This is a genomic window from Streptomyces fulvorobeus, from assembly GCF_013167895.1.
Taxonomy (GTDB): domain Bacteria; phylum Actinomycetota; class Actinomycetes; order Streptomycetales; family Streptomycetaceae; genus Streptomyces; species Streptomyces fulvorobeus.
In genome coordinates this window covers 3,463,383-3,486,514 of record NZ_BLWC01000001.1, presented here as the reverse complement: position 1 = coordinate 3,486,514, position 23,132 = coordinate 3,463,383, and the positions used below count along the sequence as shown (strand labels likewise).

Annotated in this window: 19 protein-coding genes and 3 pseudogenes; 14 read left to right on the top strand and 8 right to left on the bottom strand. The window is 71.2% G+C overall.

Translation table 11 applies throughout. The annotated features are described in order from the left end of the window. Positions 1-53: 53 nt before the first annotated feature. The 5 genes and pseudogenes from Sfulv_RS31495 to Sfulv_RS15795 all read right to left on the bottom strand — a co-directional run. Positions 54-134: a putative leader peptide gene (locus Sfulv_RS31495; RefSeq protein ID WP_350310325.1), complete on the bottom strand. Its 81-nt coding sequence runs from the start codon at positions 132-134 to the stop codon at positions 54-56. 230 nt (positions 135-364) lie between these two features. Continuing rightward, the gene (locus Sfulv_RS15810) at positions 365-1,051 is read right to left on the bottom strand and encodes an LmeA family phospholipid-binding protein (RefSeq protein WP_173314436.1); all 687 of its coding nucleotides are present in this window, start codon (positions 1,049-1,051) and stop codon (positions 365-367) included. Between the two features lie 74 nt (positions 1,052-1,125). Beyond that, positions 1,126-2,427: a hypothetical protein gene (locus Sfulv_RS15805; RefSeq protein WP_246353134.1), complete on the bottom strand. Its 1,302-nt coding sequence runs from the start codon at positions 2,425-2,427 to the stop codon at positions 1,126-1,128. A 10-nt stretch (positions 2,428-2,437) separates the two neighbouring features. Next, positions 2,438-2,692, bottom strand: a complete 255-nt coding sequence (locus tag Sfulv_RS30460; protein WP_173317906.1) for a MoaD/ThiS family protein — start codon at positions 2,690-2,692, stop codon at positions 2,438-2,440. Between the two features lie 48 nt (positions 2,693-2,740). Then, positions 2,741-3,634, bottom strand: a pseudogene (locus Sfulv_RS15795) (alpha/beta hydrolase family protein); the annotation flags it as partial. Between the two features lie 249 nt (positions 3,635-3,883). Between Sfulv_RS15795 and Sfulv_RS15790 the strand changes: the two are divergent. From Sfulv_RS15790 to Sfulv_RS15770, 5 genes are all read left to right on the top strand, one after another. Beyond that, a complete protein-coding gene (locus Sfulv_RS15790) occupies positions 3,884-4,699 on the top strand; it encodes a winged helix-turn-helix transcriptional regulator (protein WP_173314433.1) in 816 nt (271 codons plus the stop codon). A gap of 24 nt (positions 4,700-4,723) precedes the next feature. Then, positions 4,724-5,773, top strand: a complete 1,050-nt coding sequence (locus tag Sfulv_RS15785) for a LacI family DNA-binding transcriptional regulator (RefSeq protein WP_173314431.1) — start codon at positions 4,724-4,726, stop codon at positions 5,771-5,773. Positions 5,774-5,872: 99 nt separating this feature from the next. Then, positions 5,873-6,886: a S1C family serine protease gene (locus tag Sfulv_RS15780; protein ID WP_173314429.1), complete on the top strand. Its 1,014-nt coding sequence runs from the start codon at positions 5,873-5,875 to the stop codon at positions 6,884-6,886. A gap of 100 nt (positions 6,887-6,986) precedes the next feature. Further along, the gene (locus tag Sfulv_RS15775) at positions 6,987-7,718 is read left to right on the top strand and encodes a response regulator transcription factor (RefSeq protein WP_173314427.1); all 732 of its coding nucleotides are present in this window, start codon (positions 6,987-6,989) and stop codon (positions 7,716-7,718) included. Then, on the top strand, positions 7,715-9,223 hold the full coding sequence (locus tag Sfulv_RS15770) for a sensor histidine kinase (RefSeq protein WP_173314425.1): 1,509 nt from the start codon (positions 7,715-7,717) through the stop codon (positions 9,221-9,223). Before Sfulv_RS15775 ends, Sfulv_RS15770 begins: the two co-directional genes overlap by 4 nt. On the opposite strand, the pseudogene Sfulv_RS15765 reads toward Sfulv_RS15770, so the two are convergent. Next, positions 9,216-11,029, bottom strand: a pseudogene (locus Sfulv_RS15765) (bifunctional metallophosphatase/5'-nucleotidase). The gene Sfulv_RS15770 and the pseudogene Sfulv_RS15765 sit on opposite strands and share 8 nt — an antisense overlap. Before the next feature lie 297 nt (positions 11,030-11,326). Between Sfulv_RS15765 and mshD the strand changes: the two are divergent. The 8 genes and pseudogenes from mshD (at position 11,327) to pstB (ending at position 20,763) form a co-directional block, all read left to right on the top strand. After that, the gene (mshD, locus tag Sfulv_RS15760; protein WP_173314424.1) at positions 11,327-12,250 is read left to right on the top strand and encodes a mycothiol synthase; all 924 of its coding nucleotides are present in this window, start codon (positions 11,327-11,329) and stop codon (positions 12,248-12,250) included. 395 nt (positions 12,251-12,645) lie between these two features. Beyond that, positions 12,646-14,898, top strand: a complete 2,253-nt coding sequence (locus tag Sfulv_RS15755) for an RNA degradosome polyphosphate kinase (RefSeq protein WP_173314422.1) — start codon at positions 12,646-12,648, stop codon at positions 14,896-14,898. Beyond that, positions 14,885-15,912: pseudogene (locus Sfulv_RS15750) on the top strand (CHAD domain-containing protein). The gene Sfulv_RS15755 and the pseudogene Sfulv_RS15750 overlap by 14 nt, the downstream one beginning before the upstream one ends. Then, on the top strand, positions 15,909-16,340 hold the full coding sequence (locus Sfulv_RS15745; RefSeq protein WP_173314420.1) for an NUDIX hydrolase: 432 nt from the start codon (positions 15,909-15,911) through the stop codon (positions 16,338-16,340). Before Sfulv_RS15750 ends, Sfulv_RS15745 begins: the two are co-directional and overlap by 4 nt. A gap of 267 nt (positions 16,341-16,607) precedes the next feature. Further along, positions 16,608-17,744, top strand: a complete 1,137-nt coding sequence (gene pstS, locus Sfulv_RS15740) for a phosphate ABC transporter substrate-binding protein PstS (RefSeq protein ID WP_173314418.1) — start codon at positions 16,608-16,610, stop codon at positions 17,742-17,744. A gap of 130 nt (positions 17,745-17,874) precedes the next feature. Beyond that, complete coding sequence (gene pstC / locus Sfulv_RS15735) at positions 17,875-18,867, top strand: phosphate ABC transporter permease subunit PstC (protein WP_173314416.1); 993 nt, start codon at positions 17,875-17,877, stop codon at positions 18,865-18,867. After that, positions 18,864-19,946, top strand: coding sequence for a phosphate ABC transporter permease PstA (pstA, locus tag Sfulv_RS15730; protein ID WP_173314414.1), 1,083 nt, complete (start codon positions 18,864-18,866; stop codon positions 19,944-19,946). The genes pstC and pstA overlap by 4 nt, the downstream gene beginning before the upstream one ends. A 40-nt stretch (positions 19,947-19,986) precedes the next feature. After that, the gene (gene pstB, locus Sfulv_RS15725) at positions 19,987-20,763 is read left to right on the top strand and encodes a phosphate ABC transporter ATP-binding protein PstB (protein WP_173314412.1); all 777 of its coding nucleotides are present in this window, start codon (positions 19,987-19,989) and stop codon (positions 20,761-20,763) included. Positions 20,764-20,881: 118 nt separating this feature from the next. Here pstB and Sfulv_RS15720 read toward each other — a convergent pair whose 3' ends face one another. Both Sfulv_RS15720 and Sfulv_RS15715 read right to left on the bottom strand, forming a co-directional pair. Beyond that, entirely contained in the window at positions 20,882-21,880 is a 999-nt protein-coding gene (locus tag Sfulv_RS15720; RefSeq protein WP_173314410.1) for an inorganic phosphate transporter, read from the bottom strand. A gap of 5 nt (positions 21,881-21,885) precedes the next feature. Further along, on the bottom strand, positions 21,886-22,506 hold the full coding sequence (locus tag Sfulv_RS15715) for a DUF47 domain-containing protein (RefSeq protein ID WP_173314408.1): 621 nt from the start codon (positions 22,504-22,506) through the stop codon (positions 21,886-21,888). A 198-nt stretch (positions 22,507-22,704) separates the two neighbouring features. On the opposite strand from Sfulv_RS15715, the gene Sfulv_RS15710 reads away from it, so the two are divergent. After that, positions 22,705-23,109: a metal-sensitive transcriptional regulator gene (locus Sfulv_RS15710; RefSeq protein WP_218900386.1), complete on the top strand. Its 405-nt coding sequence runs from the start codon at positions 22,705-22,707 to the stop codon at positions 23,107-23,109. Positions 23,110-23,132: the final 23 nt, after the last annotated feature.

The window sequence follows — 23,132 nt, the reverse complement described above, 5'->3', positions numbered from 1 at the left end:
GGGCGGCCCTGACACACGGTCGAAGGGCCGGGGGAAACGGAAGGCGATCCCGCTCAGAAGGTGCGACAGAGCATGGCGGCGACGCGGCACAGGTCTACTGCCCGCCGCTTCGTGAGATCCGCCTGTCGCTTCATGCGTCCGATCGTAGGGAGGTACGGGCGGAGATGTCACCGTCGTGTCGCATGATGAGACACGATCGTCCGCGATGCGAGACGGGCGCGCGCCCCCCGCGATTCCGGGCCGCCACCGGGAGGTCCGCTGCCGAGGACCAGTCGAGGGCCGGACAGAGGCGTCTCATCATGTGGATGAGAGGAAGTATGACCCGCCCTGTCCCCTTATGGGACGGGCGGCGCACCGGAGACCCCTAGCCGGCGAGCGCGACGTCCGTACCCGTCACCGAGATCTCCAGGCCCCTCTCGGTGACCTCGATCCTCTTCAGCTCCAGCCCCTCCGGCAGACCGCCGACCCGGCGCTCGAAGTCCGTGCGCCGGCGCACCAGGCCCTCCAGGCCGGGGATGCCCTCGCCCGGGACCTCGTCCGCGCGCACCCGGACGGTGTCCCCGGCCAGCGTGACGGTGGACAGCACACTGCGCGAGAGGGTCCGCCCGAGGACACTGATCCCGCCGGTGACCTTCACCTTGCCGTCGCCGCCGTAGGCCACGGTGACGCCGTCGTCGGCCGCCTCGGTGAGGTCGCCGTACGAGACGACGGCCGTGCCCGCGGCACGGGAGGCCGTCGCGCTGGTGTACCCCTCGCCCAGGACGATCTGGTGCAGCTCGGCCCTGATCTCACTGATCCGGAGGGTGCGGCCCGCGGCGTTCGCCTGGATGCCGGTCAGCTTGACGTCGACCCGGCCGAGCTCCGATCCGGCCACCTGGGTCAGGAACGGGAAGCCCTTGATCGAGACCTCCGTGGAACCCGCTTCCACTCCGCTGAGCCGTACCCGGCCCTCCGCCTCGGACTCGGCGAAGTACACCGCGGCGCGGTCGACAGCGACGAAGACGCCCGCCAGAACCACCGCGACGACCAGCAGTATCCGCAGTGCACGCATGCCTGTCCCTCCCCCACCCGGGCTCGGACACCCGGTGCGCGTGAGCCTACTGGGCCGGGGGCGGGAGCAGTACGTCAGGCGATCGCTCGGCCGATCAGGTAGACGGCCGGAGCCGCGACGGTGAGCGGCAGCGCCACCCCGGCGGTCATGTGCACGAACCGCGACGGGTAGTCGTAGCTCGCCACCCGCAGCCCGACCAGCGCGCACGCCCCGGCGGCGAGCCCGAGGAACGCCGCCCTGGAACCGAAGTCGGTGAAGCCCCCCATGGCGACGCCCGCGCCGGCGGCCGCGAGCAGGGCCACGACGACCGAGGCGGCGCCCGGCAGGGGCAGCGCCCTGGCGAGCACGGCGGCGGCCACGGCGACACCGCCCACGGTCACCGCGTCGGGGACCGCCGCCAGGTGTCCGGCCGCGAGGACGGCGAGCGCCGCCGACACGACGGTGGCCATCAGCCCGTACATCCGCTCGTCGGCGCCCGCGTGGCTGCGCAGTTGGAGGACGACGGTGAGCAGCACCCAGACGCCGAGCGTGCCGAGGAGCGCCGCCGCGGCGTTCTCGCGGCCCGCGGCGAGCAGCGCGACATCGGCGGCGACGCCGCCCAGGAAGGCGAGCGCGATGCCCTGGCGGGCGGGCCACATGCCGTTGAGCCTGAACCAGCCCGCGGCCGTCACCGCTTGGAGCAGGACGAGCGGAACGGCCAGCGCGTACGGACCGGCCGCCGCGCCGAGCGCGAGCAGGAGGCCGAGGACCGCGGTGATGCCGGCCGGCTGCATGCCCGGCGCGATGACCGGCGAGCGGCCCTCGGCGCGGGCGCGCTGGGCAGCGGTGAGCCGGGCGCCGCCCACGGGGGCGGGTGGCCTGGGGGCGGCGGCTTCCGGCGCCCCGGCGACGCCGTCCGGCACCGCCGCCCGGGCGGCCGGCACCTCGGGAGGCAGGGGGTAGGAGCCCGGCCCGCCCTGCCACGGAGCCTGACCCGGGTGCCCCGGAGGCTCCTGGTACACGGGGGACTGCTGGTGCGACTGCTGGTCCACGGTCGGCTGGTACCGCGTGTCCCAGGTCTGGCCCTGCCACGTCTGGTGGGTCGGCTGCGCCTGGGGGGCCTGGTGCGTCGGCCACGCCGACCGCGGGTCGTACGCGGCGGGTTCACCGCCGGTCTGCTGGGACCGCGCCTGGGCCGGGTCCGGGTACGGCGCGGCGCGGGGCTGGTCCGGGTAGGGCTGCTGGTCCGGGTAGGGCTGCCCCGCGTACGGATCGGCGTACGGCTGCCCCGCGTACTCGTCGGCGGGCGGCTGCGGAGGCTGCTGCCGCCCGCCGGGGTGCCCGTCCCCGTACGCGTACTGCTGACCGTACGGATACTGCTGATCGCTGCTGCTCATGGTCTGCGGTTCACCCTCCTGCGAACGGCGGGAGCACCTCGACCGTGCCGCCCTCGGCAAGCCGTACGGTCTCATGGCCACGGGTCCCGACGGGGTCACCGTCGATGAGGAACGAACACCTTCGCAGTACGCGGGTCAGCTCGCCCGGGTGCCGTTCGCGCACCGCTTCGAGCGCCTCGGCGAGCGTCGTCGCCGCGTACGGTTCCTCCGCGGTGCCCGCGGCCGCCTTGGCCGCGGCCCAGTAGCGGATCGTTCCCGCTGCCATGGCTCCACCCCTCTCGTCGTCCGTCGGTTGTCCATCATCGGTCACAGCGGCCGTCCAGTCGGCGATGCGCGTGAGCAAGCTCTCGTCGGCCGCGTTCTCCGCATGCCCCATACCGCGCTCCAGCCACAGTTCGGCGCCGTCCCCGGCGGCCTCGGCCAGCATCCTGGGGTGGTCGAGCGGGAAGTACGGGTCCCGGTCGCCGTGCACGATCAGCAGCGGGGCCGGGGCGATCAGCGGGACGGCGGCGACCGGGGAGAGCGGTACCGGGTCCCACTCCTCGCGGCCGATCCGGGTGCCGAGACCGTAGCGGCCGACGAACCGGCCCGCCGGACGCGTGACGACCCAGTGCAGCCGCCGCATAGGAGCCGTGCCCCGGTAGTACCAGCGCGCGGGAGCGCTCACGGCGACCACCGCGTCCGAGTGCGCTGTTGAGTGCGCCCCCGTGCGCCCGGTGTACGCCGTGTTCTCCCCCACGGGTTCCGGGCCCGCCGCCCGCCTCCGCTCCGTATACAGCGCGGCATGCCGCAGCACCACGGAGCCGCCCATGGAGAAGCCGACCGTGACGACCCGCTCGTGCCCCAGCGCACGCGCCCACGCCACGACGGCCGCCACATCCCGGACCTCGCGGTCACCCACGGTCGACACCCCGCCGGACCTCCCGTGCCCCCGGAAGGAGAACGTGATCACGGCCGCACGCTGCGCGAACGCCCGCGCGGCCCGGCGCACCGCCGGCCGGTCGGCCGAGCCGGTGAAACCGTGCGCGACGACGATCACCGTCCCGGCGACCGCCCCGCGCGCCGGGGCCCCGGCACCCGCCGTACACGGTTCGTACACCGCCTCGATCCAGGTCCCGTCATCCGTGCGCAACGTGGTGCGCTGGGGCGCCCGCGTGATCAAGCGAACAGAAGAACCCGGAAACCAACCCTCTGCGACGGAACACATGTGGGTTATTCTCCTTCGAAGAGGACTCGGGCAACGCAGCCCCCGGGTCCTTTTGTGCTTTCCACACGTTGTTACGGAGACGTTTCAACAAGCTCAGCGGCCCCAGGGCGCGGGGCCGTACCAGTTGTTGCCGCACTACTCCCCCGGGTCCGACCCGGGAGTGCCCCTCTCGCAGGGAACGAGGAGGACCGACGTAATGGGCGAGCGAACCGTGCACGATCGACCGATGATCCAGACAGGTGGACGGCGATGAGTTCACTGCTGCTTCTGACCAACGCGCTTCAACCGTCGACGGAGGTGCTCCCCGCCCTCGGTCTGCTGCTCCACAGCGTGCGGGTCGCCCCCGCCGAAGGACCGGCTCTCGTCGACACCCCCGGTGCCGACGTCATCCTGATCGACGGCCGCCGCGACCTGCCACAGGTGCGCTCGCTCTGCCAGCTGCTGCGGTCCACCGGGCCCGGCTGTCCGCTGCTACTCGTCGTGACGGAGGGCGGCCTCGCGGCCGTCACCGCGGACTGGGGCATCGACGACGTCCTGCTGGACACCGCGGGCCCCGCCGAGGTCGAGGCCCGGCTGCGGCTCGCCACCGGACGTCAGCAGATCGTCTCCGACGACTCCCCGATGGAGATCCGTAACGGTGATCTCTCGGTGGACGAGGCGACGTACAGCGCGAAGCTGAAGGGGCGGGTCCTCGACCTGACCTTCAAGGAATTCGAACTGCTCAAGTACCTCGCACAGCACCCCGGCCGGGTCTTCACCCGCGCCCAGCTGCTCCAGGAGGTCTGGGGATACGACTACTTCGGCGGTACCCGCACGGTCGACGTCCACGTCCGGCGGCTGCGCGCCAAGCTCGGCCCCGAGCACGAGTCGCTGATCGGGACGGTCCGCAACGTCGGCTACCGCTTCGTCGCACCGGAGAAGCCGGAGAAGGCCGAGCGCGCCGCGGCCGACGAGACCAGGGCCCGGACGGTGACGCGGAGCACCCCGGAACCCGTAACCCGTTCGGAGCAGCCGGAGGATTCCGAGGTCACCGAAGAAGCGCCGGTCCGGCCTGCCGCCAGGTAGGTCCATCCGCGTAGACTGCCGCGCGTGGCCAAGGTGACGCGGGACGATGTGGCGAGACTGGCGGGGACGTCGACCGCGGTCGTCAGTTACGTCATCAACAACGGACCCAGGCCGGTGGCCCCGGCCACGCGCGAGCGGGTCCTCGCCGCGATCAAGGAGCTGGGTTACCGGCCCGACCGGGTCGCCCAGGCGATGGCCTCGCGGCGGACCGACCTGATAGGCATGATCGTGCCGGACGCCCGGCAGCCGTTCTTCGCGGAGATGGCGCACGCGGTCGAACAGGCCGCGTCCGAACGCGGGAAGATGGTCCTCGTCGGCAACTCCGACTACCGGGACGAGCGTGAGGTCCACTACCTGCGGGCGTTCCTCGGCATGCGGGTCTCCGGGCTGATCCTGGTCAGCCAGGGCCCCAGCGAGCGGGCCGCCGCCGAGATCGAGGCGTGGGACGCCCGGGTGGTGCTGCTGCACGAGCGGCCCGAGGCGATCGACGACGTCGCGGTCGTCACCGACGACGTCGGCGGCGCCCAGCTCGCCACCCGCCACCTGCTGGAACACGGCAACGCCTACGTGGCGTGCCTCGGCGGCACCGAGCAGACCCCCGCGGTCGGCGACCCCGTCGCGGACCACGTCGAGGGCTGGCGCCGGGCGATGCACGAGTCCGGCCGGTCCACGGACGGCCGGCTCTTCCAGGCCCCGTACAACCGTTACGACGCCTACCAGGCGGCCCTGCGGCTGCTGGCGGGCCCCGACAGGCCCCCGGCCATCTTCTGCTCCACGGACGACCAGGCCATCGGTGTGCTGCGGGCGGCGCGCGAGCTGCGGATCGACGTGCCGGGCGAGCTGGCGGTGGCGGGCTTCGACGACGTGAAGGAGGCCGCGCTCACCGATCCCCCGCTGACGACCGTCTCCTCGGACCGTCCGGCGATGGCGCGGGCGGCGGTGGACCTGGTCCTCGACGACTCGCTGCGGGTGGCGGGCTCGCGCCGGGAGCGGCTGAAGCAGTTCCCCTCCGCCCTGGTGGTCCGGCGCTCCTGCGGCTGCGGAGAGTCCCCGGCTCCGGCTTTCGTTCCGTAACCCCTGCCGCGGCTGCCTTGTCCGGGGCATACAGGGTTCTGCGCGGCTTCTCAGCACACCCTCAGCCGCTTCTCATGTTCGCCGGACACGCTCGTGTACATGACTGAGAGCCACCGCCCGAGCGGCGAGTACCCGACGTACGCCTCCTACGGAACCCCCGGCGCGGCGGCCTACCCGCCGCCGCCCCCGTACGAGCCCGCGCCCCCGAGGCCCGCACGCCGCGCCAGGCGCCCGGTCGCGCTGCTGGCGGCCGTGGCGATCGCGGCGTCGGTGGTCGGCGGCGGCACCGCGACCCTGATCGGGGAGTTGGCCGACGGCGGCACGAACGGCTCCGGCTCCGGGGGCGTCGTGCAGGGCACGACCGTCTCGCGGAGCGACGCCGGCACCGTCTCCGGTGTGGCGAGCGCCGTGGCGCCCACGATCGTCGAGATCGGCGCGACGTCGACGGCCGGGCGGTCCACGGGCTCCGGGGTCGTCATCACGCCGGACGGCGAGATCATCACCAACAACCACGTCATCTCCGGCGCCTCCGAGATCGAGGTCACGCTGAGCACCGGCAGGAAGTACACCGCCGACGTCGTCGGCACCGACGCCGCCAAGGACCTCGCGCTCATCAGGCTCCAGGGCGCGAGCGGACTGAAGACGGCCTCGCTCGGCGACTCCTCCGAGGTGAAGGTCGGCGACCAGGTCGTGGCGATCGGCTCCCCCGAGGGCCTGACCGGCACCGTGACCAGCGGCATCGTCTCCGCACTCGACCGCGACGTGACCGTCACCAAGACCCCCGACCAGGGCCAGACCCAGGGCCGGCAACAACAGGGCGGCGGGGACTGGCCGTTCGAGTTCGGCGGGCAGCGGTTCAACGGAGAGACGGGCACCTCCAAAACCACCTACAAGGCGATCCAGACCGACGCCTCGCTCAACCCCGGCAACTCCGGCGGCGCGCTGATCAACATGAAAGGCGAGATCATCGGCATCAACTCAGCCATGTACTCACCCAGTTCGGCGGGCTCCTCGGCCAGTTCGGCGGCGGGCAGCGTGGGCCTGGGCTTCGCCATCCCCGTCGACACGGTCAAGGCCGGCCTGGACACCCTGCGGGCGGGCGACGCCTCCTGACCGGCTCCACCGCGCCGGACGCGCCGCACGCCTAAGCACCACGGCCGTGCGAGGCTGACAGCACCCCGACGAGTCAGGAACGAGAAGAGGACGACCAGCGATGAGCCCCGCCGAAGACGATCCGCAGCGCATCCTGATCGTCGACGACGAGCCCGCCGTGCGTGAGGCCCTGCAACGCAGTCTCGCGTTCGAGGGATACGGCACCGAGGTCGCCGTCGACGGGTACGACGCCCTCGCCAGAGCCGAGGCGTACGCCCCCGACCTGATCGTCCTGGACATCCAGATGCCGCGCATGGACGGCCTCACCGCCGCCCGCCGCATCCGGTCCACCGGAGCCACCACGCCCATCCTGATGCTCACCGCCCGCGACACCGTCGGGGACCGGGTCACCGGCCTCGACGCGGGCGCCGACGACTACCTGGTGAAGCCCTTCGAGCTGGACGAGCTGTTCGCCCGTATCCGCGCCCTGCTGCGCCGCAGCTCGTACGCGGCGCGGCAGGGCGGCGGCCTCCCCGACCACGACGTGCTGGCCTTCGCCGACCTGCGGATGGACCTGACCACCCGCGAGGTCACGCGCGGCACCCGTCGCGTCGAGCTGACCCGTACGGAGTTCACGCTCCTGGAGATGTTCCTGGCCCACCCGCGCCAGGTCCTCACCCGCGAGCAGATCCTCAAGGCGGTCTGGGGCTTCGACTTCGAGCCGAGCTCCAACTCCCTGGACGTGTACGTGATGTACCTGCGCCGCAAGACGGAGGCGGGCGGCGAACCGCGTCTCGTCCACACGGTCCGGGGTGTGGGATACGCCCTGCGGCCGGGGGGTGGGGAGGGGTGAGAGGCCCCCTGCGCCGCATCCGCGCGCTGCCGCTGCGTTCGCGCCTCGCGCTGCTGGTCGCCACCGCGGTCGCGGTGGCCGTCGCGGCGGTCGCGGCGGCCTGCTGGTTCGTGACGAAGGCGCAGCTGGAACGGCAGCTGGACGACTCGCTGCGCAATTCGACGGCGATCGACAAGACGTACGTACAGGGCCTGCTGAACGCCTGCGCGGGCACCGCCGCCAGGCCGCCGACCTCCCCCACCTCCTACCGTGTGCAGATCATCGCGACCACCGGTGAACCCTGTGCGGCCCCGCCGCTGACCGCCGCGTTCCCCACCACCGCGGAGGACCTGGCGGTGGCCGGCGGGGAGAGGGAGAGCGTGCTGCACACGGTCACCGACAGGGACGGCCGGGACCTGCGGGTCTACACGTACCCGATCCGGCTGGCCGGGCCGGGGCCCGCCGCCGTCAACACCCTCGCCGTCTCCGTCGCCCGTCCCGTGAGCGAGGTCGACAACCCCCTCTCCTCCCTCGCCTGGGTCCTCCTGCTCGTCTCCGGCGTCGGCGTCATCGGCGCGGGCGCCGCGGGACTCTGGATCGCCAGGTCCGGCCTGCGGCCGGTCGACGAACTCACCGAGGCCGTCGAACACGTCGCCCGCACCGAGGACCTCACCGTCCGCATCCCGGTCGAGGGCGAGGACGAGATCGCGCGGCTCTCCCGGTCCTTCAACTCCATGACCGCCTCGCTGGCCACCTCGCGCGACCGCCAGTCGCAGCTCATCGCGGACGCCGGGCACGAGCTGCGCACCCCGCTCACCTCGCTCCGCACCAACATCGAGCTGCTGGTGCGCAGCGACGAGACCGGCCGGGCCATCCCGACCGACGACCGCAGGGCGCTGATGACCTCGGTCAAGGCGCAGATGACCGAGCTGGCCTCCCTCATCGGCGACCTCCAGGAGCTGGCCCGCCCCGACGCCGCCCAGCCCGGACCCCTCCAGGTGGTCGCGCTGCACGACATCACCCGTACCGCGCTGCGACGGGCCGGACTGCGCGGACCCGAGCTGAGGATCACGGAGGAACTGGCCCCCTGGTACGTACGGGCGGAGCCCGGCGCGCTGGAGCGGGCGGTCGTCAACGTCCTGGACAACGCGGTCAAGTTCAGCCCGCCCGGCGGCACCGTCGACGTCACCCTGCACCGGGGCGAGCTGACCGTCCGGGACCACGGCCCCGGCATCCCGGCCGAGGAGCTGCCGCACGTCTTCGAGCGCTTCTGGCGCTCCCCCTCGGCCCGCCAGCTCCCCGGCTCGGGCCTCGGTCTCTCCATCGTGGCGCGCACGGTCCAGCAGGCGGGCGGCGAGATCACGCTGCGCCCGGCGGACGGCGGGGGCACGGAGGCGGCGATCCGTCTGCCGGGCGCCCCGCAGCCGCCACCGGGCAGTGAGCGCGCCTTCGCAGGCGTCGACGGAGACGACGACGGGGGCGGCGGGCCGTCCGGCCAGCCGCCCCCGTACGCGGGGCTTACTTGATGATCGTGATCCGGTTTGTGGCCGGCGGGGCCAGCGGTGCGGCGGGCGAGGAGTGCGCCGCCAGATAGGCGTTGAACAGGTCCAGGTCGGAGGCGCCGACCAGCTTGTTCGTGCCCTGGCCGAGGGCCGGGAAGCCGTCGCCGCCGCCCGCGAGGAACTCGTTCATCGCGACGCGGTAGGAGGCGGCCGGGTCGATGGCCACGCCGTTCAGCCGGACACTGCCGACGACCAGGCGGGCCGCGCCCGACTTGGTCATGTCCAGGGTGTAGGTGAGGCCCTGGGACACCTGGAGGATCTTCGGGGACGCTTCGTTGGAGCCGCTGACCTGCTGCTGGAGCGCGGCGATGAGCCGCGCACCGGTCAGGTCGACGACGTTCATCATGTTGGTGAACGGCTGCACGGTGAACGCCTCGCCGTACGTCACCACACCGTCGCCCTCACTGCCGGACGCGGCGTACACGAGGTCCGAGCGGATACCGCCCGGGTTCATGAAGGCGACCTGCGCCCCGCCCTTGTCCGCCGGGGCCAGACCCTCCAGCTGCGCGTCGGCGATCAGGTTGCCGAGCGGCTTCTCGGGGCGGTGGAGCCGCGGCCGTTGATGTCGGCGGAGATGAAGCCCTGCGGCCGGCCGGCGACCGGCGCCGCGAGGGTGTTCCAGCGGGCGATCAGGGCCGTCATGTCGGTGGCCCTGGCCTGGTCGCGGTGGACGACGTGGTTCTCCGACGTCACGGACTTCACCGACGTACGGACGATGTCCTTGGTGCGGCGGTCGTAGGTGAGGGTCGTGTCCGTGTACACCTTGCCGAACGACGAGGCCGAGGTGACCATGCGCGGCTTGCCCGCCGGGTCCGGGACGGTGCAGACGTACGCCTGGTGGGTGTGGCCCGTGACCAGCGCGTCGACCTTCGGCGTGATGCCCTTGGCGATGTCGACGATCGGCCCGGAGATGCCGTCACCCGCGCCGGGGCTGTCGCAGTCGTAGTTGTACGCGGTGGAGGCGGGCGCGCCGCCCTCGTGGATCAGCGCGACGATGGACCGGACGCCCTGGCGGTCGAGCTCCTCGGCGTACTTGTTGACCGTCGCCGTCTCGTCGTGGAACTCCAGGCCCTTGACGCCGTTGGCCGTGACGATGTCCGGGGTGCCCTCCAGGGTCACTCCGATGAAGCCGATTTTGACGCCGTTCTTCTTCCACACCGTGTACGGCCTGAGGACCGGCTTGCCGGTCTTCTCGTCGGTCACGTTGGCCGCGAGGTACGGGAAGTCGGCGCCCTCGAAGGTCTTGCCGGCCTCGTAGCAGCCGTCGACCGGGTGGCAGCCGCCGTTCTGGAGGCGGCCCAGCTCGGTGGCGCCCTCGTCGAACTCGTGGTTGCCGACCGCGCTCACGTCGAGGCCGAGTCCGTTGAGCGCCTCGATGGCGGGCTCGTCGTGGAAGAGACCGGACAGCAGCGGGCTCGCGCCGACCATGTCGCCGCCGGCCGCGGTGACGGAGTACGGGTGGCCCTGGCGCGCGGTGCGCAGCGCGGTCGCGAGGTACTCGACGCCTCCGGCCGGGATGGTCTTCGTCGTGCCGTCGGCCTGCTTCTCGGTGACCGAGCCGGCCGAACCGGCGGGCGGCTCCAGGTTGCCGTGCAGGTCGTTGAAGGACAGCAGCTGCACGTCGACGGTGCGGCCCGGCGCGTGGCGGTCCGTGCCGCGGTCATCCGCGCCGGCCGGTATCGCGGCGACGAGCGCGGCCACGGTGGCAAGTCCGGCTGCGGCGGCGAGCACCCGCCGGGACGCCCGGTTCTTCTGCGAAGTCGCTGACATCGGTCCCCTTTGAGTTCAGCGGGAGGGTTTGGGAGTTGCGGGAAGGGTGAAGACTTTCCGGACGCAGCCTAGGGTCAACGCGCGTAGCGCGACAGGGTTTGCGGGTTACGACCGGGTTGCTTCTCGGTCGGTACGGGACCATCCACCGCACATCCCCCCTTCGGCCCACATACCTGGCAGAAGCGTCACTGCGCCCGGGCCCGCCCGCCAGCCACCACGCCCGTACGGAGACGGGCCGGCCACCGACCCGCGCCACACCCCCGCCTCCGCCACCCCGCCCGCCGTACGCTCGTACACATGACGACAGACGTACCCCTCCCCTCCCCCGGACGCGAGCTCCAGACCCTCGACGCGCTCACCCCCGAGCAGGCCGACGCCGTCCTCGACCTGCTCGCGGAGGCCACCAGGACCGACGGCAGGCAGGCGGTCTCCGAGCAGGGGCGTCTACAGCTCAGGGGCGAGCACCGCGAAGGCGTACGGCACTTCCTGCTCACCGCGGGCGGGGTCCTCGCCGGGTACGCGCAGCTGGAGGACACCGACCCCGTCGAGGCACCGGCCGCCGAACTCGTCGTCCATCCCGCCCGCCGCGGCCAGGGGCACGGGCGCGCGCTCGGCGCGGCGCTCCTCGCCTCGACGGGCAAGCGGCTGCGGGTCTGGGCACACGGCGGCATGCCCGCGGCCCGCCACCTGGCCCAGATCCTCGGCCTCTCCCTCTTCCGCGAACTGCGCCAGCTCAGGCGCCCCCTGACGGGGGCCGCCATCGCCGAGCCGGTGCTCCCCCCGGGCGTCACCGTCCGTACCTTCAACCCCGGCGAGGACGACGCGGCCTGGCTCGGCGTCAACCACGCCGCCTTCGCCCACCACCCCGAGCAGGGCTCCCTGACCCAGCGGGACCTGGACGACCGCAAGGCCGAGCCGTGGTTCGACCCGAAGGGCTTCTTCCTCGCCGAACGCGACGGCGAGCTGATCGGCTTCCACTGGACGAAGGTGCACGCCGACGAACAGCTCGGCGAGGTGTACGTGGTCGGCATCCGCCCCGACGCGCAGGGCGGCGGCCTCGGCAGAGCGCTCACCGCGATCGGCCTGCGCCACCTGGCCGCCGAGGGGCTGCCCACCGCGATGCTCTACGTCGACGCGGACAACCCGGCTGCGCTGACGGTGTACGAGCGGATGGGTTTCGTGACGCACGAGGTGGACCTGATGTACCGCACGGAGTCCTGAGAGGCCGGAACGCCCTCCCGGGAGGCGGCGCGGGTCTGCGGCCGGAGATCTGGTGAGTGGAGGCGGCCGGCCTCACCGGGGACGGTTGCCGGAGACGGTGTGCTTACCTTCCGCGTCCTGCGCCGCCGCACCGGCTGATACCACCCCTGCCCGGACCCGGGGGAGCCCGGGCAGGGCGTTCACCCCCGGTGCGCGGGGAAGCGCCCCGCAGTGACACCGCAGCCTGCATGTCATGTCGCCGTTACCGGCCATTCAGAAACGCTTGCAACCCTCACGGGATGCAGCCAGCTGTGCCCGCCCCCCGCAACGGCAGACCCCGAGGGTCCGCCGGGCCTTCCGCGATCTTTCCTGGCTCCGACGCGCCTGAGGAGCCGTCCACGCGGAACAATAGGTCCATGAGCCAGCAGCCCAGCTCCGAGGTCCCGGTCCAGCCCGCCCAGCCGTCGGTCGGCTCCCTCGCCGCGCACCGGCCCCGCCCGGTCGCCGAGTCCGCGTCCAAAGGCGTCGGTTTCGCCACCGCCGCCGATCTGGACCCGGAACTCGACACCGACGCGGACGCCTACGAACCCGACCGCGACGGCGACGGCCTGCCACAGGGCCGCTTCCTGGACCGGGAGCGCAGTTGGCTCGCGTTCAACGAACGAGTCCTGGAACTGGCCGAGGACCCCGCGACCCCCCTCCTCGAACGGGCTAACTTCCTCGCGATCTTCGCGTCGAACCTGGACGAGTTCTTCATGGTCCGCGTCGCCGGCCTGAAGCGCCGCATCGCCACCGGGGTCGCCACCCGCTCCGCCTCCGGCCTCCAGCCGCGCGAGGTCCTCGACCTCATCTGGACCCGCTCCCGCGAGCTCATGGCCCGGCACGCCGCCTGCTACCAGCAGGACATCGCGCCCGCCCTGTCCGACGAGGGAATCCAGCTGATCCGCTGGCCCGACCTGACCGAGAAGGAGCAGGCCCGCCTGTTCACCTTCTTCCGGCAGCGCGTCTTCCCCGTACTGACCCCGCTGGCCGTCGACCCGGCGCACCCCTTCCCGTACATCTCGGGACTCTCGCTCAACCTCGCCGTCGTCGTGCGCAACCCCGTCAGCGGCCACCGCCACTTCGCCCGGGTGAAGGTCCCGCCGCTGCTGACCCGCTTCCTTGAGGCGTCGCCGCAGCGGTACGTCCCCATCGAGGACGTCATCGCGGCCCACCTCGAAGAGCTCTTCCCCGGCATGGAGGTCCTCGCCCACCACATGTTCCGGGTCACCAGGAACGAGGACCTGGAGGTCGAGGAGGACGACGCCGAGAATCTGCTCAAGGCCCTGGAGAAGGAGCTCATGCGGCGCCGCTTCGGCCCGCCCGTGCGGCTGGAGGTCGAGGAGTCCATCGACCCCTACGTCCTGGACCTGCTCGTACGCGAGCTGAAGATCTCCGAGACCGAGCTCTACCCGCTGCCGGGACCGCTCGACCTCACCGGCCTCTTCGGCATCGCGTCGCTGGACCGGCCCGAGCTCAAGTACCCCAAGTTCATCGCGGGCACCCACCGCGACCTGGCCGAGGTCGAGTCCGCCTCCGCGCCGGACATCTTCGCCGCGCTGCGCGAACGGGACGTCCTGCTCCATCACCCGTACGACTCGTTCTCCACCTCCGTCCAGGCGTTCCTTGAGCAGGCGGCGGGCGACCCGGACGTCCTGGCGATCAAGCAGACGCTCTACCGCACCTCCGGCGACTCCCCCATAGTGGACGCCCTGATCGACGCGGCCGAGTCCGGCAAGCAGGTCCTCGTCCTCGTGGAGATCAAGGCCCGCTTCGACGAGCAGGCCAACATCAAGTGGGCCCGCAAGCTGGAGGAGGCCGGCTGCCACGTCGTCTACGGCCTCGTCGGCCTCAAGACCCACTGCAAGCTGTCGCTCGTCGTCCGCCAGGAGGGCGACACCCTGCGCCGCTACTCCCACGTCGGCACCGGCAACTACCACCCCAAGACCGCCCGGCTGTACGAGGACCTCGGCCTGCTCACCGCCGACCCGCAGGTGGGCGCCGACCTCTCCGACCTCTTCAACCGGCTCTCCGGCTACTCGCGCCGCGAGACGTACCGCCGGCTGCTGGTCGCCCCGAAGTCCCTGCGCGACGGGCTGGTCGCCCGTATCAACAAGGAGGTCTCCCACCACCGCGCGGGCCGCCCCGCGTACGTCCGCTTCAAGGTCAACTCGATGGTCGACGAAGCGATCATCGACGCCTGCTACCGGGCGGCGCAGGCGGGCGTGCCCGTGGACATCTGGGTACGCGGCATCTGCGCGATACGCCCCGGCGTCACCGGCCTCTCCGAGAACGTCCGGGTCCGCTCGATACTGGGCCGCTTCCTGGAGCACTCCCGGGTCTTCTCCTTCGGCAACGGAGGCGAGCCCGAGGTCTGGTTCGGCAGCGCCGACATGATGCACCGCAACCTCGACCGCCGGATAGAAGCACTGGTCCGGGTCACCGACCCGGCCCACCGCGCCGCCCTCAGCCGGCTCCTGGAGACGGGCATGGCCGACACCACCTCCTCCTGGCACCTCGGTCCCGACGGGAACTGGACCCGGCACGCCACGGACGCGGACGGCCAGCCGCTGCGGCACGTACAGGAAATGCTCATTGATGCCCGGAGGCGCCGGCGTGCGACGCCCTGATCAGCAGACGACGACGCGGGAGGCCGCGGAACTCTCCGCGGGGAGGTCCTCGGACCGTACCTCCAGGAGCAGGCCGGAGACTTCCTGCGCGGCCTGCGGCTGCACCGCGAGCACAGCGCGCCCACCGACGGCGGCAGCCGCGGCGCCCAGGAGGCGGCCGGTGCGCTGCGCCGGTCGGCCCGCCGGATCGGCGGCTCCCTGCACACGTTCCGGGGGCTGCTCGACGCGAACTGGGCCGACCAGCTCCGTACGGAACTGGCCTGGCTCTCCGGCACGCTGGCCCGCGAGGACGCGTACGCCACCCGGCTGGCCCGGCTGCTCGAAGCGCTGCACGCGCTGTCCGGGAGCTCGCTGCCGGGCGCCCGCACCGCCGCCCCCGGCGCCGGCGCCGCTGATGTCCCTCCCGCCTCCCCCGCGGACAAGGAACGCGCCGCGCTCGGCGTCGGCGCCGCGCGGGCCGGGGCCCTCCTCGAACGGCAGCTGACCCTCGCCCGGACGCGCGCCCACTCCGCCGCGCTCCAGGCCCTGGGCTCCTCCCGCTTCCACGCGGTCGCCGACGCCGTCGCGCTGCTCGCCTCCGAGGTCCCGCTGGCCGCGTCGGCCGCCGCCCCTGCCGCCGAGATGCTGTACGGCCCCGCGGAGCACGCCGAGAAGCGGCTGCTCGGCGCGGTGGCGGCGCTGCCGCCCGACGAGACGGTGGAGCCGTACAACGAGGCACAGGACGCGCCCTGGCACCATGCCCGCCTGCTGCTGCGCCTGCACCGCTACGCCGACGAGGTGGTGCGGGGCACACCCGATCCGGTCCTGGCGGGCGCGGGGCACGCCCTCGACCTGCACCGGGACGCGGCGGAGGCGGCATCGGCCGCGGCGGCGGCGGCCCGTACACCCCGGATCGCCCCCGCGACGGCGTACGCCCTCGGGGTGCTCCACGCCGACCAGCGGCACGAGGTGGAAGCGGCGCGCGGTGTGTTCAGGGAGAGCTGGCCGTACGCCGCGGCCGTGACGGGCCCATGACCCGCCCGGCCGGCCCCGTGGCGGCGGCCGGCTGCGTGCTGTGGCGCCGCTCGCCGTACGACGGGGAGCTGGAGATCTGCCTGGTGCACCGCCCCCGCTACGACGACTGGTCCTTCCCCAAGGGCAAGCTGAAGCGCGGCGAGCCCGCATTGGCGGGCGCGCTGCGCGAGGTACTGGAGGAGACCGGCCACCACTGCGCGCCGGGGGCCCGGCTGCCCACGTCCCGGTACGAGGTGGAGGGCAGGCCGAAGGAGGTCACCTACTGGGCCGCGGAGGCGACGGACGGCTCCTTCACGCCGAACGACGAGGTGGACCGCATCGTCTGGCTCTCCCCCGCGGCCACCCGGGACCGGCTGACCCAGCCCCGCGACCGCGTCCAGCTCGACGCCTTCCTGACCAGCGGCGCCCCAGGTCGCACGGCCCGCTGACGGCCTGCTGACGGCCCGCTGACGGCCGATTCCCGGGCAGGCACCACGAACCGGGCATCACGGACCTCCACAGAGGACACGCCGACCGGAACCAGCCTGCCCGACACGGTTCACCTCCCGTTCACTCTGACCCGTGGGCGGCTTCACCTGTTCTGCCTAATTTCGGACGTACACGGTGCGCGGCGACAAGCCACAGCACCTTTCCTCATCGCACGCCGTCGTAGAACGAGACAGTCACGGCGGCTCCTGGAAGGAACACCCGAAAAAGTGAAGCTTCAGCGCAAGAACCGGCTTCGTGCCACCGCGCTCGGTGCCCTCGCCGTCTCCGGCGCCCTGGTCCTCACGGCGTGCGGTTCGGACGACAACACCAGCGGCGACACCGGTGGTACCGGTGGGGAGACCAGCGCCGCATCGAACATCAAGTGTGACGGCGCCAAGGGTCAGCTCCTCGCCTCCGGGTCCAGCGCGCAGAAGAACGCCATGGACCTCTGGATCAAGAACTACATGGCCGCCTGCCCGGGCGTGGAGATCAACTACAAGTCCTCCTCGTCCGGCGAGGGCATCATCGCCTTCAACCAGGGCACGGTCGGCTTCGCCGGCTCCGACTCGGCGCTCAAGCCCGAAGAGGTCGCCGAGTCGAAGAAGATCTGCAAGACCGGCCAGGGCATCAACCTCCCGATGGTCGGCGGCCCCATCGCCGTCGGCTTCCACCTGGAGGGTGTCGACAGCCTCACGCTGGACGCCTCCACCCTCGCCAAGATCTTCGACAACAAGATCAAGAAGTGGAACGACCCGGCGATCGCCAAGCTCAACGACGGCGCCAAGCTGCCCGACAAGGCCATCCAGGCGTTCCACCGCTCCGAGGACTCCGGCACCACGCAGAACCTCGGCAAGTACCTGGCCGCCGCCGCCCCCGAGGACTGGAAGTACGAGGCCGAGAAGAAGTGGCCGGCCCCCGGTGGCCAGGCCGCGTCCGGCTCCTCCGGTGTCGCCGCCCAGGTGAAGCAGGTCGACGGCGCGATCGGTTACTTCGAGCTCTCGTACGCCTCCTCGCAGTCCATCTCCACCGTGGACATCGCCACCGGCGGTGCCACCCCGGTGAAGGCCACGTCGGAGAACGCCTCCAAGGCCATCGGCGCCGCCAAGATCAAGGGCACCGGCAAGGACCTGGCGCTCGACCTGGACTACACCACCAAGGCCGAGGGCGCCTACCCGCTGGTCCTGGTGACGTACGAGGTCGCCTGCGACTCCGGCAACAAGTCCGACACCCTCGCCACGGTCAAGTCGTTCCTGACCTACACCGCGTCCGACGAGGGCCAGAAGGTGCTGGCCGACGCCGGTTACGCGCCGATCCCGGCCGAGATCAACGCCAAGGTCCGCGAGACCGTCGCCGGCCTCTCGTAACCCTCAGCAGCACACGGCAACACATGGCGGGCCGGTCCGGCGCACCCCTCCGGACCGGCCCGCCACCAGCCCCATCCGGTGCACCGCCGCCAGGGGAGCCACTCGCTCCCCCACACAGACCGGAAAGACCATGGCTTCCATCACACCGATAGACACACCACCGGCCTCGCCGGCCCCACCGAAGCCCGCCAAGTCCACCGGGCGGGCAGGCGACAAGATCTTCCTGGGCCTCTCGCAGGGCTCGGGCATTCTCCTGCTCCTGCTCATGGCGTCCATCGCCGTGTTCCTGAGCTACCGCGCCGCTCTCGCCGTCTCCAAGGACGAGGGCAACTTCTTCACCACCTTCGACTGGAACCCGGCCGGTGACCCGCCGGTCTTCGGCATCGCGGTCCTCCTCTTCGGCACCGTCGTCAGCTCGATCATCGCGATGGTCATCGCGGTTCCGATCGCTGTCGGCATCGCCCTCTTCATCTCGCACTACGCGCCCCGAAGGCTGGCCGCGCCCCTGGCGTACGTGGTCGACCTGCTGGCCGCCGTGCCGAGCATCATCTACGGCATCTGGGGCGCCCTCTTCCTCGTGCCGTACCTGGAAGGGCTGAACCTCTGGCTCGACCAGTTCCTCGGCTGGACGTACATCTTCGAGAAGACCGAGGTCGGCGTCGCCCGCTCGCTCTTCACCGTCGGCATCCTGCTCGCGATCATGATCCTGCCGATCGTGACGAGCGTCAGCCGCGAGGTCTTCCTCCAGGTCCCGAAGATGAACGAGGAAGCGGCGCTCGCCCTCGGCGCCACCCGCTGGGAGGTCATCCGCCTCTCCGTGCTGCCGTTCGGCCGCTCCGGTGTGATCTCCGCCTCGATGCTGGGGCTGGGCCGCGCGCTCGGCGAGACGATGGCCGTGGCCACCGTCCTGTCGCCGAGCTTCCTCATCTCGATGCACGTGCTCAACCCGGGCGGCGGGACGTTCGCCCAGAACATCGCGGCGAAGTTCGACGAGGCCAACCAGCTCGGGCGTGACGCCCTGATCGCCTCCGGCCTGGTCCTCTTCGTCCTCACCCTGCTGGTCAACGGCGCCGCGCGGCTCATCATCGCCCGCCGCAAGGAGTACTCGGGGGCCAACGCATGACCACCACCGACACGAGCGTCCAGGAACACCCGACGCCCACCCCGCCCGCGAACGGGACCACGCTGCGCAGCCGCTCACTCCCGCGCTGGGCCCCGCTCGCCTTCGCCGCCGTCTCGATCGCCCTCGGCGTCGGGATCGGATCGGCGGCCGGCTGGGAGAGCCGCATCCAGTGGGGCCTGGTCTCCGCCATCCTGTTCGTGGCCATCTCGTACGCCGCGACGACCGCGGTCGAGAACGAGCGGCAGGCCAAGGACCGCCTCGCCACCAGCCTCGTCTGGGTCTGCTTCCTCCTGGCGATCGTCCCGCTCGCGTCCCTGATCTGGACGACGGTGGGACGCGGCGCCGAGGTGCTGGACGGCTACTTCCTCACCCACTCCATGGCCGGGGTGCTCGGTACCGAGCCGGGCGGCGGCGTCTACCACGCCCTGATCGGCACGCTGGAGCAGGTCGGCATCGCCACCGTGATCTCCGCGCCGATCGGCCTGCTGACCGCCGTGTACCTGGTCGAGTACGGCAAGGGCGGGCTCGCCAGGGCCGTCACCTTCTTCGTCGACGTGATGACCGGTATCCCGTCCATCGTGGCCGGTCTCTTCATCCTGTCGATCATGCTGATGGCGGGTCTCCAGCCCTCCGGCCTGATGGGCTCGCTGGCTCTGACGATCCTGATGATCCCGGTCGTGGTGCGCTCCACCGAGGAGATGCTCAAGCTCGTACCGAACGAGCTCCGCGAGGCGTCCCTCGCCCTCGGCATCCCGAAGTGGCGCACCATCCTGAAGGTGGTCATCCCGACCGCGATCGGCGGCATCACGACGGGCGTCATGCTCGCCATCGCCCGGATCGCCGGTGAGACGGCCCCGATCATGCTGCTCGTCTTCGGCGCCCAGCTGATCAACCCGAACCCGTTCGAAGGCGCCCAGTCCTCGCTCCCCTTCTACATCTGGGAGCAGTACCGGATCGGCAGCGAGGCGTCGTACGACCGCGCCTGGGCCGCCGCACTGGTGCTGATCGTCTTCGTCATGCTCCTCAATCTGGTGGCTCGCGGCATCGCCCGCTGGAAGGCCCCCAAGACCGGTCGCTGACGCGGCCGACAGCGACCTCTCGAAAGAAGCAGTGATCCCCATGGCCAAGCGAATCGACATCGGCGGTCTCACCGCCTTCTACGGCAGCCACAAGGCGATCGAGGACATCTCGATGACCGTGGAGCCCCGCTCCGTGACGGCCTTCATCGGCCCGTCCGGCTGCGGGAAGTCCACCTTCCTGCGCACCCTGAACCGGATGCACGAGGTCACCCCCGGTGGCCGCGTCGAGGGCAAGGTGCTGCTGGACGACGAGGACCTCTACGGTCCCGGGGTCGACCCGGTCACCGTGCGCCGCACGATCGGGATGGTCTTCCAGCGCCCGAACCCGTTCCCGACCATGTCGATCTACGACAACGTCGCGGCGGGCCTCCGGCTGAACGGCTCGTACAAGAAGAACCAGCTGGCGGACGTCGTCGAGAAGTCCCTGCGGGGCGCCAACCTCTGGAACGAGGTCAAGGACCGCCTCAACAAGCCGGGCTCCGGCCTCTCCGGCGGTCAGCAGCAGCGTCTGTGCATCGCCCGCGCCATCGCGGTCGAGCCGCAGGTGCTCCTCATGGACGAGCCCTGCTCGGCCCTCGACCCGATCTCGACCCTCGCCATCGAGGACCTGATCGGCGAGCTGAAGGAACGCTTCACGATCGTCATCGTGACGCACAACATGCAGCAGGCGGCGCGCGTCTCGGACCGTACGGCCTTCTTCAACCTCTCGGCGGTGGGCAAGCCGGGCCGTCTCATCGAGATAGACGAGACGGAGCGCATCTTCTCCAACCCGTCCGTCCAGGCCACCGAGGACTACATCTCCGGCCGCTTCGGATAACCCCCCTGAACGCCTGCGGGTGCTGCATGGCGGTGCCACCCGCACGGCAAAGGGTCCGCCCCGCTCTCCTCACGGAGTGCGGGGCGGACCCATGTCCGGCGGACGTACGGGGCTGTCGTCACCCGAACAGCAGCCGCACGACCCCATAGCTCACCGCGGCGACCAGCGCCGCCGCCGGCATCGTGATGAACCAGCCGAGGATGATGTTCTTCGCGACACCCCACCGCACCGCGTTCAGCCGCTTCGTGGCCCCCACGCCCATGATCGCGGACGTGATCACGTGAGTCGTGGAGATCGGCGCGTGGAACAGGAACGCGGAACCGAACATGATCGAAGCGCCCGTCGTCTCGGCCGCGAAGCCCTGCGGCGGGTCGAGCTCGATGATCTTCCGGCCGAGCGTACGCATGATGCGCCAGCCGCCCGCGTACGTGCCGAGCGAGAGCATCAGCGCACAGGCGATCTTCACCCAGATGGGGATCTCGTCGTTCGGGCCCTCGACATCGGCGATGACCAGGGCCATCACCACGATGCCCATCGTCTTCTGCGCGTCCTGGAGACCGTGACCGAGCGCCATGCCCGCCGCCGAGACCGTCTGCGCGATACGGAAGCCGCGCTTGGCCTTGTGGGGGTTGGAGTTCCGGAACATCCACATGATGCCGACCATCACCAGATAGCCGACGATCAGGCCGACGAACGGCGAGATGAACATCGGGATGACGATCTTCTCCAGCACACCGTCCCAGTGCACCATCGTCCCGCCGGCCAGCGCCGCGCCGACCATCCCGCCGAACAGGGCGTGCGAGGACGAGGACGGCAGACCGTAGTACCAGGTGACCAGGTTCCAGATGATCGCGCCGACCAGCGCCGCGAAGAGGATTCCCATCCCCTTCTGCCCCTCGGGCGTCGCGATGAGCCCTTCGCTGACGGTCTTGGCGACCCCCTGGCCCAGGAAGGCGCCCGCGAGGTTCATCACGGCGGCCATCGCCAGGGCCGCACGCGGGGTCAGCGCCCGGGTGGAGACCGAGGTGGCGATGGCGTTCGCCGAGTCGTGGAAGCCGTTCGTATACGTGAAGCCGAGCGCGACACCGATGGTCACGATCAGCGCAAAGGTGTCCACGAGGTTCAGGACTCCTTGACCGCGATGGTCTCCACGGTGTTCGCGACGTGCTCGAACGCGTCAGCGGCCTCTTCCAGCACGTCCACGATCTGCTTGAGCTTCAGCACCTCCATGGCGTCGTACTTGCCGTTGAAGAGCTGCGCGAGCAGCTTGCGGTGGATCTGGTCGGCCTGGTTCTCCAGCCGGTTGACCTCGATCCAGTACTCGGTGAGGTTCTCCATGGTCCGCAGGCTCGGCATGGCCTCGGCGGTCAGTTCCGCCGCCCGGGCCAGCACCTCGATCTGCTGCTCGACACCCTTGGGGAGCTCCTCGACCTGGTACAGCACGACCAGGTCGACGGCCTCCTCCATGAAGTCCATGATGTCGTCGAGCGACGAGGCGAGCTTGTAGATGTCCTCGCGGTCGAAGGGCGTGATGAACGAGGAGTTGAGCTGGTGGAAGATCGCGTGGGTGGCATCGTCCCCCGCGTGCTCCGCTGCCCGCATACGCTCCGCGATCTCGACTCGGGAGGCAGCATCCGCCCCGAGCAGTTCCATCAGGAGCTTCGAGCCCGTGACGATGTTGTCCGCTGATGCGGAGAACATGTCGTAGAAGCTCGTCTCCCTGGGGGTCAGACGAAAGCGCACGTGGGGTCCTCGGGGTGCTCTGGATTCGGTCAGGCTGATGCTAGGCGCATCATCCGGCCACGGCTAACCGGCGTTGTTCAGTGTCGCCCATCGGGCAGAGTGATCAGCACGGACCCCCGGTCACGTTTCGACTGGATTCGGTACGATATACCCGCCAGGGGTATTGCGCCGCAGGGCGGCAGACAACGGGAGGAAGCGATGACCACCACCGAGGCCACCGAGGCGGCCGGTACCGCGGGCGCTGAGCCGGGCACGGCGCCGGGTGCTGAGCAGGTCGCGGAAGCCGGTACGGCCACCGTCGTCACCGACCACGACCGCGGTATCCACGGCTACCACCACCAGAAGGACGAGCACCTCAAGCGCCTGCGCCGGATCGAGGGCCAGGTCCGCGGCCTCCAGCGGATGGTCGACGAGGACGTCTACTGCATCGACATACTGACCCAGGTCTCGGCGTCCACCAAGGCCCTCCAGTCCTTCGCGCTCCAGCTCCTCGAAGAGCACCTGCGCCACTGCGTCGCCGACGCCGCGGTCAAGGGCGGCGACGAGATCGACGCGAAGGTCGAGGAGGCCACGAAGGCGATCGCCCGCCTGCTCCGTACGTGATCCGGGACCCGGCCCCGTACGAC